The organism is Mangrovibacterium lignilyticum (genome assembly GCF_010882175.1).
Classification (GTDB): Bacteria; Bacteroidota; Bacteroidia; order Bacteroidales; family Prolixibacteraceae; genus Mangrovibacterium; species Mangrovibacterium lignilyticum.
The window spans coordinates 1,339,485-1,356,154 of record NZ_WKLH01000002.1; the positions used below are offsets into that span (position 1 = coordinate 1,339,485).

Below are 16,670 nucleotides of genomic sequence, written 5' to 3' on the forward strand. Positions count from 1 at the left end.
TACATACATCTGTAATCAAACTTCTACGATCAAAATGTAAGCACCCTGCCAACAGACAGTGGACGCGCTTTTATTGGAAACTACCGGAAACTTGGATTATCAACAGGTGATGATTTAGCTGTTCCGGGCGATTGAAAACAACTTTCGTTTTATCGTTGGAACAAGCAAAACAGCAACCTGACACCGGAAAACGAGGTACCTGATGAGGTCCGTGAAATCATCGCAACATACCAAACAAATGACTATCTGTACCATCATCGTCAAATGAAAAAAGCAGCCCAATGAGCTGCTTCCGTTTCTATGAGGTCAAAAATATCTTTAGCGAAGTCGATCCAATGATCTGATCAATGCTTCATCTTTACCGATACTACGAATAGCCAAATAATCCAGAATTATAGCTACTATTGGAAAAGCTACCGGCATCTTGAAACCGATTTCAGCATCGTCAAAACTGTAGTAAGTGAAAAAATAAAACATCCCGAATAAGCCGATACTCAAGAGAACAGAAAGCACTAAAAACCGAATTTGCAAAATGCGTTTTTTATAGAGAAAGACGGCCGCTACATGCAATATCAGAATGATACCAATCAGACCAGCAATAGCCATTCCGTTTTCAGTTACCGTATCCTGGTGAACAATGCCACGAATGTCAAAAAGATACAATTGTCCCTCATGAGCTATTTCGGCAAAAGGAAGTGCAAACAACAATCCAATTAGGATCGCTGAGATAAGCATATAAACTGTTTGAATACGTTGAATCATATGAATTAATTTTTGCACAAAAATACAGATTTGCGTAGAAGAGGCAAACATAAAACGCAAGCTTCGCATTAAAAGAATCCGTTCTTACCATTATCCCGGCCACAATAAACGGAAGTTGTCCTTACTTAAGCCCTTTAAAATAGAAAAGGCCTGCTAACGCAAGCCTTTCATTATAGAATTTGTGTATTGGATTTCTGGTTGTTCTATTTCATATGTTCCAATAAATAATTGGTAATTAAAGTATATAAATGCCGACTGGTATTTTGTCCCTCATAAATCCCATGCGACCGGTTGGGATAGGCCATCAAACTAAACTGCTTGTTCTGACGAATAAGTTCGTTAATTAACATCTCGGTATTCTGGTAATGCACATTATCATCGCCAGTACCATGAATCACCAGCAAGTTTCCTTCCAGGCCCGAAACATGACTAATTGGTGAGCCATTCACAAAGTCTTCCAGATTCTCTTGAGGTAAACCCATGTACCGTTCCTGGTAAATGTTGTCATAAGTCAACTGGTTAGCCACAGCCGCTACCGCTACTCCCGTCTGAAAAACATCGGGATACTGAAACATCAGGTTCAAGGTGGATGATCCACCACCACTCCATCCCCATACAGCTACTTTCTCACAATCCAGATACGGGAATTTCAAAATTTCCCGGGCAGCCTGTCCCATGTCCTTGATGTTGATCCGGCCCAAGTTACGATAGATTGACTTTCGCCACGCGCTACCTCTCAAACTTGGTGTTCCACGCCCGTCAATATCAATCACGATGAAGCCTTTCTGCGCCATCATCACATTCCACAAACCAATGTAACTATCCAAAGCTACCTGCCCCCATGGTTCTCCATATACATGAAAAAGGACCGGGTATTTTTTCGTCGCAACAAAATCAGCTGGTTTGATCATACGACCATCAACCGTTAAACCATCTTCAGTTTCTACCTGAAAAAAATCAACCACTGGTAGTTCCAGTGTTTTCAACTTTTCAGTCAATCGCTCATTACTTACCATTGTTTTGATGAGTTTATGATCAGGCAAACTCACCAATTCGATCTGAGTTGGTTGCAATGCGCTTGTAAAGGTATGAACCGCATATTTGCCATTTGGCGAAATGTTGTAGTTATTCACCCCTGAATAGGTATCCGGGGTTAACCGGTGTGCCTTTTGCTTCCCGCCCAGATCCACTGCGTACAAATAACGCTGGCTCATTTCCTCAGGCGACGCCATATAGTAAAGGTCTTTCTCACTCACACCCGATACCGTTGCAACATCGTAGTCCGCAGGTGATATCAAATGCTTCGCTCCGGTCTCAATATTGACTTTGTAAATCTTCCGCCAGTCATCTTCAGTCATTCGTAAAAACGACTTTGCCCGGTCTACCAAAATCAGGTCGTTACTAGCCCAATGATTTGATGAAACGTCCGGATACAGAAGGTCGATCCAACTATTATTTTTCTCCTCGTAAACCAAACGCTTTTGCTTCGTGCTTAAATCGTAGGCCCATACTTTAAGATCATTTTGCTTCCTGTTTATTTGCTGAATCAACAACAAATGCTCACTCACCCATTGAATACCGGGAATGTAATTCTGAACAGGATCGCCATCCAATGCAATCCATTCCGTCTTGCCATTTATCGGATCTACCAACCCGATCTTAGCGGACGACGGATTCTGCCCCGCTTTGGGATATTGAACAGGGATCACTTCCGGATAAATTGAATCGGTGTTATTGATCATGTAAAAGGTGCCAATATGCGAGGCATCCAGTTGCCAATAGGCAATGGTCTTTCCGTCCGGACACCAGCGGAACCCATCGCGGCAGCCAAACTCCTCTTCATACACCCAGTCGAATGTTCCGTTAATAATATCACCGTTGCCATCAGTCGTAATCTTCGTCGTTTTCCCAGAAGTGAAATCTTCAACATAAAGGTTGAAATCGACCACATAAGCCACTGATCGGTTATCTTCAGAGAACTTGGCAAACATCAACGATGAAGCTGGAAAACCTGCGCCTAGCTGCTTGAGCTTTCTTGTGGTCAGATCAAATACCCAGTAATCGCCTTTGGTATTACTTCGCCAAACACGCTTGGTATTTGTAAAAATCAGAATTTTACTTTCATCATCCGACATGGAGAAGTTACTCATCCCAATGGGATAAGTTGCTCCCTCAGGAGTTAAATCCGCGGCCGACAATAGCACCGACTTCTTTCCCGATGCAGTTTCGTACTTCACCAACTCGGACTGATGCTTGCCATTCATCTCGGTAATGACATAGGCATTGCCATTGGCAACCCAATTAATCGTTGGCTGAAAATCAGCACGAAATTCACCGGAGGCATAAATCCGGTGGAGGGTCAAAAGCGAGGAATCGGACTGAACCTGCGCATTTGCCCAAAAGCTTGCAACGAGCAAAAGCAAGCCTAAAAACAATTTGTTCATCATGATTTGTTGTAGTTATTATTCGTATTACTGTATGACAAAAGGAATGACGAATTTCCCCCAAAATCCCATCATCTGCACCCAAATCTAATCAGTCAAACTTAGAAAAAGGACTAATGCGTCCTAAAAAATGGCAAAAATTAATGTTTATTGATCGAATGATTCCTCTTTGATCGGAAAGCACAGGCAAGAGATGACAAATGTCAGCTATACTGATTTGAAGCCATAAAAAAAGCCCGCCGAAGCGAGCTTTTGTATTATCATTTCCAATGGAATTATTTCGCGTAGTTTACGGCGCGTAATTCGCGAATAACCGTAATCTTGATTTGTCCCGGATAAGTCATCTCATCCTGGATGTGCTTGGCGATATCGTATGACAGCTGTTCGGTATCTTTATCCGAAATCTTATCGCTACCAACAATTACACGCAACTCACGACCAGCCTGGATCGCATAAGTCTTTAAAACACCCGGGTAAGAAAGAGCTAAATCTTCCAACGCTTTCAAACGCTTGATATACGACTCAACCACCTCGCGGCGTGCACCCGGACGGGCACCTGAAATCGCATCACAAACCTGAACGATCGGAGCCAGCAAGGATTGCATTTCCACTTCGTCGTGGTGAGCACCAATCGCATTACATATTTCCGGCTTTTCTTTAAACTTCTCGGCCAGCTTCATACCCAATACTGCGTGTGGCAACTCCGGCTCATCATCCGGCACTTTACCGATATCATGCAGCAGACCGGCACGTTTCGCCCATTTGGTATTCAAACCTAATTCTGATGCCATGATAGCACACAGATTCGCAACTTCGCGAGAGTGCTGCAACAAGTTTTGTCCGTAAGACGAGCGGTATTTCATTTTACCGATCATGCGAATCAACTCAGGATGTAAACCGTGAATTCCTAAGTCGATCGCTGTGCGCTTACCGGTTTCAATAATCTCTTCTTCAATTTGTTTTTTCACCTTACCGACTACTTCTTCAATGCGGGCAGGGTGAATACGTCCGTCTGTTACCAGCTGGTGTAAAGCCAAACGGGCAATTTCGCGACGTACCGGATCGAAACCGGAAAGAACAATTGCCTCAGGGGTATCATCAACAATAATTTCGACACCTGTTGCGGCTTCCAAAGCACGAATATTTCGTCCTTCACGACCGATAATACGACCTTTGATCTCATCACTTTCGATGTGGAAAATCGTCACTGCATTTTCAATCGCGGTCTCTGTAGCTACTCGCTGAATTGATTTTACAACGACCTTTTTGGCTTCCTTATTCGCTGTCAGTTTAGCCTCTTCCATTATTTCATTGATATATGACATGGCTTCGGTTTTTGCCTCGTTTTTCAACGATTCAACCAACTGAGCTTTGGCTTCTTCTGCCGACAAACCGGAGATCGTTTCCAATTGCTCCACCTTTTGACGGTGCAATTTTTCCAGTTCGTCTTCCTTTTGCTGAACCAAATTAATCTGCGCTGTCAGGTTCTCACGGATCGATTCAACCTGTCGTTTTTCAGATTCAAACTCTTTAACGGTACGTTGGAACTCGTTTTTGCTTTGCATAAACGAAGATTCCTTTTGTTTCATCTTATTTTCGAGAGCACCAATTTTGTTGTTCTTCTCGCCAATATACTTTTCATGCTCTGCTTTTAACTGCAGAAATTTTTCTTTTGCCTGGAGGATTTTATCCTTTTTGATTACCTCTCCTTCAGCTTCAGCCTCGCTGATTATCTTACTCTTCTTGCTACGCATTGCCTTATCCCACAAGAAGTAGGACAAGACCCCTCCGCCCAAAAAGCCAGAAATTACATATAATATTTCCATTTGTTTAAATTATTACTGATAATTAAAATGAAAGCCCACTACTTATTTCGTCATCAACCTGATCGGGTTAACAAGGAAACAAAAGCGGGCTTTCGATATATTGTATTTTATTCGTTCAATGACAAAAATTCGCTTAGTTGTTCATCCAATAAGCGTATTTCTTCTATAATCGGCGATTCATCGGTCTGCTCTTCCATTTCAAGATTTTTCAATACAAACTGAAATGCTGTCATTGCCAGGAAATCCTGTGCATCCTGGTTGACGTACTTCTTTTTGTATTCCAGAACAATATCATTGATCATCTTCGCAGCTTTCCGAATCCTCTCCTCTTCCTTTCGGTCGATTTTCAACGGATAAATTCGCCCGTTGATATTAATATTTATTGAAAGCTTATCTGCCATTTTTCACTGTATTTGCTACACGTTAAGCTGAGCAATACATTTATCAATTTCCCGCACTATTTTGTTGATGCGCTGTTTTACCTGTTTCTTATCTTCGTCGACAACAGCCAAAACTTTTGCAACCTTTAAGTCTTCATACTTTTTTACCAGCTCTTCATTTTCTCTTCTCAAATCGGCAATTGTACTTTCCATTTCAGCCATTTTCTCCAGCAACTCTGCCTTTTCGCTCTTCAGCGTTGTGTGGCGTTTTATGAGTATCCGAAGTTTTGCCTTAAAATCATCGAGTAAAAGTTGATCTTCCCCGGTCATTTTTGTATGCTTTCCCGGACAAAAATAATATTTTTGCCCAATTCATTATACGAAGATAGGTTTATTTGTTGAATAGCATACTGCTGGTTGAGAATCTTATCAACAGCCCTTGTGAGTAGCGCCTTCTGTTAAGATCTGATTTGAAGAGGGAAAGCCTGATAACAAATAATTTAAATGAAGTTATTTCGACAAATAGCAGACTAAATTTTACTTTTATGAAGTATGTACTTTTGAGCATTTTATTGTTTCTCCTTAAAACTCCTTATAATCCATCTATCGAAGCCAATTACTTTGCACCGCCGTTAAAAGTTCCGATGTACCTGGCCGGAAACTTTGGCGAATTGCGCACCAATCATTTTCACTCGGGCATCGACATTAAAACGCAAGGGAAAACAGGCTTACCGGTTTATGCTGCCGCCGAAGGCACCATTGTCCGAATCAATATTTCAGCGGTGGGCTTTGGTACTGCTTTGTATATTGAGCATCCCGACGGATATACGACCGTATACGGGCACCTGAGTGGTTTGCGCGACGATCTCGCCGAATACGCCAGGAACGTCCAATATGACAAAGAATCATTCTCTGTTGATATCAATGTTCCTAAAGGCAAGTTCAAGGTGTCGAAAGGCGAGCTGGTAGCTTACAGCGGAAACAGCGGCAGCTCCGGAGGACCGCACCTACATTTCGAGATTCGCGATACAGAGTCACAGCATCCGATCAACCCCTTGCTTTTCAATTTTAAAATCAAAGATGACATGCCCCCCAAATTAATGTCGCTAATGCTCTACCCGCTCTCCGACGGTGCACAAATTGACGGCCAATCCAAGCAAAAGCCTTTCGCCCTGGTGTACTACGATGGTGCTTATCACCTAAAGGGAAACCCGGCAATTACTGCGGGCGGCGAAATTGGCTTTGGCTTGCAAGCACTCGATTATTTGGATGGAAGTTGGGCCAAATGCGGCGTCTATGAGATTAATTTGACGGTAAATGAAAAGCTGATCTATTCGTTCAAAATGAATGAACTGAGTTTTGATGAAAGTCGCTACCTGAACAGCCATATCGATTATTCCTACCTGTTTAATCACCACAGCCGTTACCACAAAAACTGGCTGGAAGACGGGAATGAACTGAACAACTACCCGATTCAGGAGAACAAAGGCAAAGTTGAAATTAAGGAAGGACAAGCTTACACGGTTAGCTACCTCGTCAAAGATGTTTATGGAAATGTAAGCCGACTGATTTTCAATCTTCAGGGAAAATCGCCCATGAAGAGCTCCCTTCAGGAAGCGGGCATCCCGGTGCATTACAATCAGGAACTTGCGATAAAAAAAGAGCATGTTCAAGCTAAGTTTGAAGCCGGAAGTTTTTATTCCAACTTCAAACTGGACTACCAGGAATTACCATCTGAAGCCGGCTTATACTCCGAACGTATTCAATTACACCAATCCGATATTCCGGTTCACCAATCCTATAAACTTCGAATTAAAGCGGAAAACCTTCCGAGCGAACTGGAGCCCAAAGCTATCATCGTTGCAATTGCTCCAAAAAACGGCAAACAATATGCAGTTGGTGGTAACTACCAGAGCGACGGCTGGGTTGAAACAATGGTTCGCCAGCTGGGAACCTTTGCCATTGCCACCGACACCGAGGCTCCGGATATCACGCCGGTCAATATTAAAAACCATTCGAGCTTGACCAACCGCGATAAAGTGAGTTTCAAACTAAGTGACGACCTGTCGGGAATAGACAGCTACCGCGGCGAGATTGACGGACACTGGGTATTGTTTGAATACGACGCCAAAAACAGGCTGCTCGAATACAATTTCGACGAAAAGAGATTACAACTTGGCAAGTCGCACAACCTGCAACTGGTCGTAAAAGACGGCGTGGGCAACGAAAGCATTTACGAAGCGAAGTTTTATCGGTAAGAACGAGGTTGATTACCAATTTCGGCTGGCGTGATAAAAGGATCCGACCTATCAAAATAGATCGGATCCTTTTTTTTATCGAGTGCAGATATGTTATATCGCACGTTTAACACAGATTATGCAACCAAAGGGAATTCATTCTGAAATAATTTGAGAAATTTATTGAACAGCGTTCTTACCCAAGAAAGGAATCGACAGTAACCTTTAAAATTTGAGCTATGAATCCATCTTCGATCAAAGAATTTGTTTATTCGTATCAAAAGAGCAGAATTTTATTATCCGGTTTTGAGCTCGACCTTTTTACAAACATTGAAGAGTCGGGCATAACAAGCAAGCAGCTTGCCCGCAAGCTGCAATTGAACGAACATGCTTGCGATCGCTTGCTGAATGCCTTGGCATCTCTGGGCTTCCTTTCCAAGCAAAAGCAGCTCTTTTTTAATACCGCAGACAGTTTCAATTTCTTATCGAGAAAAAGTCCCGATTACCAGGGAGGACTGATGCATTCGAACCACTTGTGGAATACCTGGAGCCATTTGACCGAGGTTGTAAAAACCGGAGCATCGGCCCATCCCTCCGAAATTAATGGCAGAGGAGAAGAATGGCTTTCCGCTTTTATTACCGCTATGCACGATAGGGCAATCAAACAAGCACCGCAACAGTTGGCGGGTCTCGATCTGACAGGCATCAAGTCAATATTGGATGTTGGTGGAGGCTCCGGGGCTTATTCCATGGAATTTATAAACCGAACGCCGGAGATTGAAGCAACTGTTTTCGATTTGCCCAACGTTGTGCCGATTACGAAAAAATTTATTGAGAAGGCAGGTTTCGCGAACAAAATCAAAACATATACCGGCGACTATACAAAAGATGAGCTGCCTGAAGGCTTCGACTTGGTTTTTCTGTCAGCTATCATTCACAGTAATCCACTGCGCACGAATCAACAGTTAATACAGAAATGTTTCAAAGCCCTAAATCCCAATGGTCTGATTATCATTCAGGATTGGATTATGAACAATGACCGCACAGAACCGACATCGGGAGCAATTTTTGCCATCAACATGCTGGTAGGCACCGATGGAGGCGATTGTTTTACCGAGCAGGAGGTAAGCGAAATGCTAGCTACTGCCGGGTTTAAACAGATCCGCAGAAAAGAGCTGGATTCAGGGCTTAGCCAGATGATTGCGAAAAAGATTTAAAGCCCGTTCACCCTAAGGAAAAGGAATCCGATCCTTGAAAAAGATCGGATCCCTTAAATAAAACAACCAACAAGTAACCACCTTAGGTTTTATTCTATTATAACATATTCACTATCCAGGTTCACCCCGTTAAGTCCGTACCAGCCGAAATAAGTTCCCAACCGACCGTTAAATTTAACGAGCATCCCCAACGATGAGCCTTCTGTGCTGTAAAGTCCCAATGTGGTACGCGCCGATCCGGAGCTATCAAATTGCACGAACAACATTTTATTGACATCCGTTTCGCCGGACTGATCAGCTATCGCAATATTTGTATCGCCTGCTTCTTCCCAATTGGTCGTTACACTCGTCGAACTTCTTATATTCCCGACAATATATCCCTGTACCCATGCTGTTGTAATATCATCCTGGATGGTTTGAGCTTGTGCTACCGAATAAGGGTTTTCTAAGGTTCCGTCCCCCTCGGCTGGCGTTGCAGGATCGTCGGAAGAACCGCCGATTTCAATGTTCCAGTTCTCTGTTTGAGAAGTTGTTGCAGTGGAAACGGTTATCGTTATGGCTCCGTTACCGTTAAGAACAAGATCACCTGTGGCATCAAAAGACAATGTCCAGTCATCGCCTGCAGCCACAGCCTGGCTGGTTTCGAAGCTGCGGGTCTTTTCTTCGCCATTATCCAAATAAGTCAACTCAACCTGCAACTTGCTTCCGGCTTCGAAAAACGCGATAGCTGTATTTGACTCGTCGAACACAATACCCGATACGTTTGCCGAATAAGTCGGAAAGGCCTGTTTAAATTTGTCGGAAAACTGAACAGTGACGGAAGCGACAGCCTGGGTTGCGACCACTTCCGCTTGTGTCGTCTCCTCTGCAACAATCTCAACGGTAGTTTCACCCGAATAATAAAGTCCTTTTGTTGCATCACGGTTTGGTAAAACAACATTTTCCGGCAACATGCTCAAAGCAAGTATGGTGTAGGTACCAACTTTCAGTTCAATCTCGGGTGCAAGGTTCCCATACTGCATTGGATAATTGTCCTGAAGAATATCGTTACAGTACAGAAAAATCCAAAATTCGTCAACAGGGGTGGTAATTGTTGCCGCTTTTAAATCAGAGCCCATTTCAACAACCTGACTGTTCATACTGGTTTCAAGGATCAGCCTTCCGGTTTCGGAAAGGCTTTCGTCGTGGCGGCAAGCGCAAAAAACAATTACGCATGCCAAACAAATACATGTCAATTTGAATGTTTTCACAATACGGATTTTTGGAGTTTTTATTCACTGAGCTTAGTCAGCGTGATAATTAGCAACAAAGCTACCGCATTAAAGAGGTGAAAGTCAACACATGGGCAATACTTATCAAACATATAAAAAAAATGCAGCGATTTGTCATAGGGCAAATTCCCGCTTCTTATTTTTTCGTATAGGGGGAAGACCATTTAAAGTGAACCAGCTCTTCGAAATTAAATCTCCTTCCCTTCAACCAAGCCATGTTTTTAAAAGCTGACAAAAAATATGCTAACGATCTTTCGCATAGGTATCCCACAAGTTACCGGCAAAAAATTTCCCGAACTTGGTTAATGAGCGCAGGCCTTCACCGGTATTACGTTCATTTATTCCCTGCATCGTCGTTATTTGCTTCGCGAAATCGGTAGGCTTTATTTTCAACTTTCCTTTTCCGATGATTTTGTCCGACTTTTCAGGACCATTATAAACAGTGATGTACAAAACAGTGGTATCGTGCCACATATCAAATCCTTCATCTTGTTTTATTTCCTTAAAGCCTTCTAAATAAAACTGTTTGCCTTCGACACTGTTCATCACCATGTAATAGCGCATTTCCTTTCGTTTCGGAATTGCAGGATCGGGTATAAAAAGATTAAACATTCCCCCGGAAACACTTAGCGGTGCGGCTGACAGCGCGGGAGCTTCTACTGTTCCAAACATTCCCGCGGTGTGTGCCGGGTCGTCGATAAACAGATCGGTATTCTCCGAGCGGATGGTCAGTATAAACCGAAATTCGGAATTGTCGACCACACCCTTTTCGTAGGCCCGATCATAATCATCAGTCACCTTATTGGAGAAATAACCGGTCATCGCTTCGGTAAACTGAACTCCGATGGTTCTTGGTTCTTCTAACAAGGGCTTTACTTTCGGAAAATCGTAGGACACCGTTTTCTGATCTTCCCCAAGAATGATTTTAGCATTCCGTTCAGCCAATCCGCTAATGGTCAACAACGGGTTGGTTCCCACCGAACGGGGTAATATCGCACCATCCATCACATAAAGTCCTTTATGACGTTTCATTCCGGAAGAACCTGCAAATACCTGTCCCTTGTGATCGACTACCCCGCTGGCCGCATTGTCACCCATCACACAACCACCCAACGGATGAACTGTCACCAAATCATAATCCAGCAATTTTGTCCACGAAGGATTATTAACGAACCACCCTCCCAACGCCTTGGTTGCGGTTTCAAGTTTTTCATTCACTTTTTCAAATATTTTCTGCTTGCCAACGCCTTTCCACGAAATGGAAACAGCATGCTTCGACAATTTCATTTCTCCTTCACCATCATCGTGTGTCATCACCAAATACACCTGCGTATGATCCATTGCCCCGCGAAAAGAACCACCGAAGAAACTCAGTACTTCCCGCCAACGTTCACGGATAAAGTCTCCAAAGCCGGAATCGGTATCTTTGCCAATCAGGCGGGACAGCGGAATAAATGCCGGAATCAAAATGGAACGTAGCGGAGCCGGGATCGTTCCTTCCTCCAAGGTCATGCCATCTTCTAATTTATCCTTGTGTCGCATGTCTACCACGCTGGTGATACAAGGTCCAACGTTGGCGATCTCATCCTCTTTCGATTTATCGCCAAGCCCAATTCCATGAATCGGCTCGTCATTATTATAACCAAAGCCCAACACATCGCCATTCCCGGTGAAGTGTTTGCCCAACATGGGAGACAGCTCCAATCCTTCTTTGGCTGATCGCATCAGAATTTCAGTGCTGCCCAACGAGCCGGCACTCACGATCACTTTGGCGCCTTTGACAAATAATGGTGGCGCATCAAACCGTTGCCGTCCGGTATCAAAAACATTGAAATAAACCAACCAGCCACCAGTTGTTTTGGCGATGTGATGAACACCGGCTTCACAAAAAATATCCGCACCGTGATTGCAAGCATCCGGCAGGTAATTCATATGGGTGGTATTTTTTGCGGTATGGTTACAACCGGTCACACAATCACCGCAATTATTGCACCGACGCTGTTCAACACCAACCTGGTTTATCTTATTCTCAAAGTTCACATTGATATCCAGGAGCCGATAAGCTTCGCCCAAAGCCTCGGCTGACTTTCGCATTCCCAAAGACTTTTTCAACACCGGGTAGCCATTTTTCCCTTCCGGATATGGGTTTGGCTGAAGCATTTCACGTGCTTTTTCGATCCCCTGTTTCACACCATCCATATCCTTTCGCAGTTCTTTCGGCCAAACCGGATCGTCGAAGACCCGCTCTTCGGCTTCAATAGAAACATTGGCATTGACCAAGGAGGTTCCCCCCAGTCCGCAGCCCTTAAATACACTAATCTCCTTCCCGGCCACAAACTCGTACAAACCATTCTCAGCGCCGATTTGAAGGTTGTCCTTCTTGACTTGAATTTCCTTTCGCGCTTCCAACAAGCTCGACGGAAACTCGCCCGGCAAAAACTCTTTTCCTTTTTCCAACAAACAAACTGAATAGCCAGCCCGGGCCATTCGAGAGGCCGCAATACTTCCTCCATATCCTGAACCGATAACAACAACATCATATTCAGGCTTCAACTGCGTCAGGGGTCTTGATAATTTTTTCATGATTTCATTTCAATTTTTATCGGTTTTCCAATCAACTTTATCTTCGGTTCAGTCCCCTTAAATTGAGGATTTTCATCTGTACCAACTTTTTTCCAGTCGCTGGTAACGTTCCTGATTCCAATCGGGTAAATGGTCAGCTGTTCTTTCGTCAGATGTAAACGGAGGAAATTCTTATACCCCGCATATCTGAATGAAGAGAAGGATTCGTCCGGATGCGATTTCAAAATCAAGGAGCTGATGAGCAAATAAATACCAAACACAAGACCACTTAATAAGGCGCCCAATAGAAATAAGCACAGCGCGAATCCGAAGATCATCCAACACAGACTCTGAGACTCCTCCGCATTACCAAAAAATAATTTAGCAACAAGCCAGGTGCTCAGATACAAGACTTCAATATGTGCAGCGCCATGTAGTATTCCGGCCAAATAATTCCATTTTTTCAGTCCGTTTTCGGTATCGGCAAACAGTACTAGCCCGAGAAAAAGGACGAGGTGTAAAATCAAGGCTGCAGGAAATCGGAATAAGCCGGGGAGTATGTCGCCATACAAAGCGGAATAAAACTCAGCGAAAGACAATTGTCCGATCCAATATGTAAATGGCAGCATCATCGTATTTTGATAATGAGTTTCCAACAGCCAAACAATCAATAAAAAGTAAAGCCCAAAAAACGCTGACATTCTCCAATTCAGATATGGAAAGAGTAGGTTGTGCCAAGCCAGTCTGGCCGAGTCTCGTTTCTCCGGAAATACGCTTTTCAACTGTGCGTCTACCTGATGGTGTGTTTTCAGTTCCTCCTTCAACAAATGAGTTGGATGCAGGAATGCTCCACCACCGCCGGCTGTAATAAAGTGAGTTTTGTCCTTTCCGATTCCAGCCGCAGTCTCGTAATGAGAAAAATGATGAAAATCGCCGGTTAAAAAGACTTGAACCTCCACTCCACGGCATTGCTCCAACAGTTGCTTTTCGAAAAAGGCCAAGCGCTTGAATGATTCATTTTTTTCATTCAACGAAGCATAAACCCATGCCGGTTCGGCCGTGCACAAAACAACCCGATCCCCCTCCTGAAAATCCTCTTTGGCCAGTTTCCCAAAATATTGCAACTGCGGATAATCAATATCTGAAGAAAGCTGAATATCAATTCCCAGTAACCAAACGTGGTGCGGCAGCTTAATAGCCCAATAGCTTCTTTTTTGTGCCGTTTTCCAATTGCCTAGCGATCGTTCCTGGCAAAATAACTTGATGAAATTGGACAGTCCGTCATACCAGTCGTGATTGCCGGGGATCGCAAATAACGACGGGCGATTGTCCGACTCTTCATCTTTCGGGAAAGCTGCAGAATAGGGACCACGAAGCCGATTGTCGTACTCTTCCATTTCCGGCGTTGGGTAAACCTGATCGCCTCCCATCACCAGAAATTCTCCACGAGGTAGCCTTTCATCTTCAAGCTCCAGCGATTCCTTTGCCAACAAATGCGCTAGGGTATAGGTCGAATCAAAACCGTCGCCCAAGTCTGAAACATAGTCGAACCAAATTTCATCGTGATTGGATTTATCATGGTAGTTCTTTCCGGTTTTACCAGTGCGCATATCCAAGGCGGCCTGCATTTCGCGCTTGTCGGCAAAATTTCCGAACAAGCCTGAAACAACCGACTTCAAACCGGTAGCTGCCAGCTGTGTTACACTGAACCACCTAACCATTTTTTTTTGCTTAAAACTCATACCGATACAGTTTGGTTAAAGATTTATACCGCTGAACGATATTTCCACAACTTCCATCTTGCTTCCTGAAATTCCGGCTTACGACAGATGCGAGCCGATCATTGAACTCATTAAACAGCATTCCCTCAGCCAGTAGCTTTGTATTTCTTTGAAGGGAAATTTTCAGGCGTTTAAATGCAATTCCCAAAAACCAATCAATCGAATTAGTCAATACAAGTTCCGCCTGCAAGTGATGCTGTTCCCCTTCAAGCATACACGACATTTCCGCCAACAGAATCCGTTGTTTTTCCTTGTTCACAAATCGAATCCGGTTATTGAAAGTCGATATTTCGTTGTCATCATCGTTAATCTTCAAGGAGGAAACAAACGACAACTCAGTCTTTGAATCTTTCTCTCGCCAACAAAATGACGGATACCAATGAAAGCTCGTTGTGCGACTTTTATAAACCAACGAACCTTTAAACACATATCTGAAATTCAGTCGACTACCTGGATTTTTCATTTTCGTGGCTTCAATAGAAAACGGAACTCCACTGGGAGGAATGGACTGCAAATACCGTTTTCCATCGGCATAGCCCATATTGATCAATGTTCGCGCATCCACTTTATTCAGGTACAAATCAGTATCTAGTGGCAACGGAATATCAGGCTTTATGACATGCAGTTTTAAGCCGGGAATGTAATCGCTGTCCGGATTCGGCTGTTGCTTCATTAGCTTGATCCGGGCGTATTCTTCCAGCAAACCGCCGTTGGCGCTCATCTCAATCATGTGCACATATTGGTTCAACGCTCCCGGCAAGTACTCACTAAAGTTGCCGATTGCCCAAATGAGCCAAAGCTCCTCCGCTCCCCGTTTTACTCCCTCAACCAGGTTGGTATCTTTGATCCACACGGAATCGGAATACCACACGCCGTCAATTTGAATAGCCGGCATCACAATCGGCAAGGAAACTCCGGCAATCAGGTGATCTTCACTGACCTGATGACCGGAAATGCTTTCAACTGTTTTATCAGCGAAATTGCAAACATTGAACGTCGTCTGAATCCCATCATTGGCATTGATCTTCCGCCAATCAATCCCCAAGGTCGGAAATACGTTGTTCCGTATCCCGTCAGCATCAGCATAACCTTTCATGTTCAGAGGTTTAAAATATGATTTGAGCGGGCTTGGTGAACTGAAATGCTTGATGGAAACTTTTCGCCAGTTGCGGGTAATCTCGCAAACAGTCAGTCCCGACGCCAACATCCCGGCATTGAAAATGCCTCCAGAAGTACCATCGACATGACTAAACTGAAGCCCCTGTTCCTGTAATGCCATCATGACACCGGCCTGGTACGCCACACGAATTCCTCCGCCGGCTAACATCAACGAGCGACGAGGAGAAGCATCAGTTTTGGGTGATATGAGAACTGAATTAACCGGCATAAAGCTGCATTGTTTTTCGTGAATAAAGAAAGATGAACAGTACTCCTAACAGTTCCCAGATAAGAAACAGGTAAAACAGAGCGCTTGGCTGCCCTTCAGCATACAAGGAGAAGACGCGGGCTAAAACCCCCATGGCCATAATGGACAAGAACAAACGATTAAACTTTAGCTCGCTGAAAATTTCTTTGATAAACAACAGTGAGAAGATTCCGAATCCCAACTCAATGGCTCGCAAAAAACGGTATTGGCTTAACAAGTTGATTCGGATTGATTCCGGCAAGGAGAAAACGTCGAGCTTGAACAATAACTGAAAATCAAATACCGGGTTGACAAACGCTCCCCAGAAACCGGCTACGGTTACCAATCCAACGTAGGTGAAAAAGAAAAAGTAGCTAATCGATTTCATCGGCCTTCGCTATTTTAAAATACCAAAACAGAATAATCCCCGACAACAAATCAAAGAGAGCTACGCCTAGTGCCAGAACTCCGAATACTTCGTTAACCACACCAATACCAACAGCAGCCGAAGCTCCTATTTTTTGCATGGCACACCAGAAAACAGCAACCCGATTCGAATGGGCACTGTAAATGACATGGAGCATGAGCAGGCCAAACAAAAGCATAAACATGCCAACGATTGAAAAAAAATGAGAACTTGTTGGCGTAATCTCTGAGCCAATAAGTCCCAATACAATTCCGGGTTTGACTAACTGCAGCAGGCCGGAAACAACCGTCGCAATTGAAATCAATATGACAATCAAGTTCAGGTACTTTTTCATTCTACTTTCGTTTTAGCGGGCGAT

At 43.8% G+C, this 16,670-nt stretch carries 13 protein-coding genes; 2 read left to right on the top strand and 11 right to left on the bottom strand.

Annotation, left to right across the window (positions count from 1 at the left end):
- Positions 1-318: 318 nt before the first annotated feature.
- From GJV22_RS12465 to GJV22_RS22250, 5 genes are all read right to left on the bottom strand, one after another.
- Positions 319-762: a DUF4293 domain-containing protein gene (locus tag GJV22_RS12465; protein WP_163713796.1), complete on the bottom strand. Its 444-nt coding sequence runs from the start codon at positions 760-762 to the stop codon at positions 319-321.
- Positions 763-965: 203 nt separating this feature from the next.
- Complete coding sequence (locus tag GJV22_RS12470) at positions 966-3,209, bottom strand: S9 family peptidase (RefSeq protein WP_205461855.1); 2,244 nt, start codon at positions 3,207-3,209, stop codon at positions 966-968.
- 272 nt (positions 3,210-3,481) lie between these two features.
- Complete coding sequence (gene rny / locus GJV22_RS12475; protein ID WP_163713799.1) at positions 3,482-5,032, bottom strand: ribonuclease Y; 1,551 nt, start codon at positions 5,030-5,032, stop codon at positions 3,482-3,484.
- Between the two features lie 107 nt (positions 5,033-5,139).
- Positions 5,140-5,433 (bottom strand): cell division protein ZapA, encoded by a 294-nt coding sequence (locus tag GJV22_RS12480; protein WP_163713802.1) that lies wholly within the window; start codon positions 5,431-5,433, stop codon positions 5,140-5,142.
- Between the two features lie 15 nt (positions 5,434-5,448).
- The gene (locus tag GJV22_RS22250; protein WP_163713805.1) at positions 5,449-5,742 is read right to left on the bottom strand and encodes a hypothetical protein; all 294 of its coding nucleotides are present in this window, start codon (positions 5,740-5,742) and stop codon (positions 5,449-5,451) included.
- A gap of 215 nt (positions 5,743-5,957) precedes the next feature.
- On the opposite strand from GJV22_RS22250, the gene GJV22_RS12490 reads away from it, so the two are divergent.
- The gene (locus GJV22_RS12490; protein WP_163713807.1) at positions 5,958-7,670 is read left to right on the top strand and encodes a M23 family metallopeptidase; all 1,713 of its coding nucleotides are present in this window, start codon (positions 5,958-5,960) and stop codon (positions 7,668-7,670) included.
- A gap of 218 nt (positions 7,671-7,888) precedes the next feature.
- Positions 7,889-8,866, top strand: coding sequence for a methyltransferase (locus tag GJV22_RS12495; RefSeq protein ID WP_163713812.1), 978 nt, complete (start codon positions 7,889-7,891; stop codon positions 8,864-8,866).
- Between the two features lie 89 nt (positions 8,867-8,955).
- Here the strand turns inward: GJV22_RS12495 and GJV22_RS12500 are convergent, their stop codons facing one another.
- From GJV22_RS12500 to GJV22_RS12525, 6 genes are all read right to left on the bottom strand, one after another.
- The gene (locus GJV22_RS12500; protein ID WP_163713815.1) at positions 8,956-10,116 is read right to left on the bottom strand and encodes a DUF4493 domain-containing protein; all 1,161 of its coding nucleotides are present in this window, start codon (positions 10,114-10,116) and stop codon (positions 8,956-8,958) included.
- 264 nt (positions 10,117-10,380) lie between these two features.
- On the bottom strand, positions 10,381-12,720 hold the full coding sequence (locus GJV22_RS12505; RefSeq protein ID WP_163713818.1) for a GMC family oxidoreductase N-terminal domain-containing protein: 2,340 nt from the start codon (positions 12,718-12,720) through the stop codon (positions 10,381-10,383).
- Positions 12,717-14,441, bottom strand: a complete 1,725-nt coding sequence (locus GJV22_RS12510; protein WP_163713819.1) for a metallophosphoesterase — start codon at positions 14,439-14,441, stop codon at positions 12,717-12,719. Before GJV22_RS12510 ends, GJV22_RS12505 begins: the two co-directional genes overlap by 4 nt.
- Complete coding sequence (locus tag GJV22_RS12515) at positions 14,431-15,867, bottom strand: patatin-like phospholipase family protein (RefSeq protein WP_163713822.1); 1,437 nt, start codon at positions 15,865-15,867, stop codon at positions 14,431-14,433. The genes GJV22_RS12510 and GJV22_RS12515 overlap by 11 nt, the downstream gene beginning before the upstream one ends.
- A complete protein-coding gene (locus tag GJV22_RS12520) occupies positions 15,857-16,273 on the bottom strand; it encodes a DUF4345 family protein (RefSeq protein WP_163713825.1) in 417 nt (138 codons plus the stop codon). Before GJV22_RS12520 ends, GJV22_RS12515 begins: the two co-directional genes overlap by 11 nt.
- A complete protein-coding gene (locus tag GJV22_RS12525) occupies positions 16,260-16,646 on the bottom strand; it encodes a patatin (protein WP_163713828.1) in 387 nt (128 codons plus the stop codon). Before GJV22_RS12525 ends, GJV22_RS12520 begins: the two co-directional genes overlap by 14 nt.
- Positions 16,647-16,670: the final 24 nt, after the last annotated feature.

Bases quoted from the DNA above. Each gene is read 5' to 3' on its own strand.
- GJV22_RS12465 (WP_163713796.1), bottom strand. From the start codon at position 762: ATGATTCAACGTATTCAAACAGTTTATATGCTTATCTCAGCGATCCTA.
- GJV22_RS12470 (WP_205461855.1), bottom strand. From the start codon at position 3,209: ATGATGAACAAATTGTTTTTAGGCTTGCTTTTGCTCGTTGCAAGCTTT.
- rny (WP_163713799.1), bottom strand. From the start codon at position 5,032: ATGGAAATATTATATGTAATTTCTGGCTTTTTGGGCGGAGGGGTCTTG.
- GJV22_RS12480 (WP_163713802.1), bottom strand. From the start codon at position 5,433: ATGGCAGATAAGCTTTCAATAAATATTAATATCAACGGGCGAATTTAT.
- GJV22_RS22250 (WP_163713805.1), bottom strand. From the start codon at position 5,742: ATGACCGGGGAAGATCAACTTTTACTCGATGATTTTAAGGCAAAACTT.
- GJV22_RS12490 (WP_163713807.1), top strand. From the start codon at position 5,958: ATGAAGTATGTACTTTTGAGCATTTTATTGTTTCTCCTTAAAACTCCT.
- GJV22_RS12495 (WP_163713812.1), top strand. From the start codon at position 7,889: ATGAATCCATCTTCGATCAAAGAATTTGTTTATTCGTATCAAAAGAGC.
- GJV22_RS12505 (WP_163713818.1), bottom strand. From the start codon at position 12,720: ATGAAAAAATTATCAAGACCCCTGACGCAGTTGAAGCCTGAATATGAT.
- GJV22_RS12510 (WP_163713819.1), bottom strand. From the start codon at position 14,441: ATGAGTTTTAAGCAAAAAAAAATGGTTAGGTGGTTCAGTGTAACACAG.
- GJV22_RS12515 (WP_163713822.1), bottom strand. From the start codon at position 15,867: ATGCCGGTTAATTCAGTTCTCATATCACCCAAAACTGATGCTTCTCCT.
- GJV22_RS12520 (WP_163713825.1), bottom strand. From the start codon at position 16,273: ATGAAATCGATTAGCTACTTTTTCTTTTTCACCTACGTTGGATTGGTA.
- GJV22_RS12525 (WP_163713828.1), bottom strand. From the start codon at position 16,646: ATGAAAAAGTACCTGAACTTGATTGTCATATTGATTTCAATTGCGACG.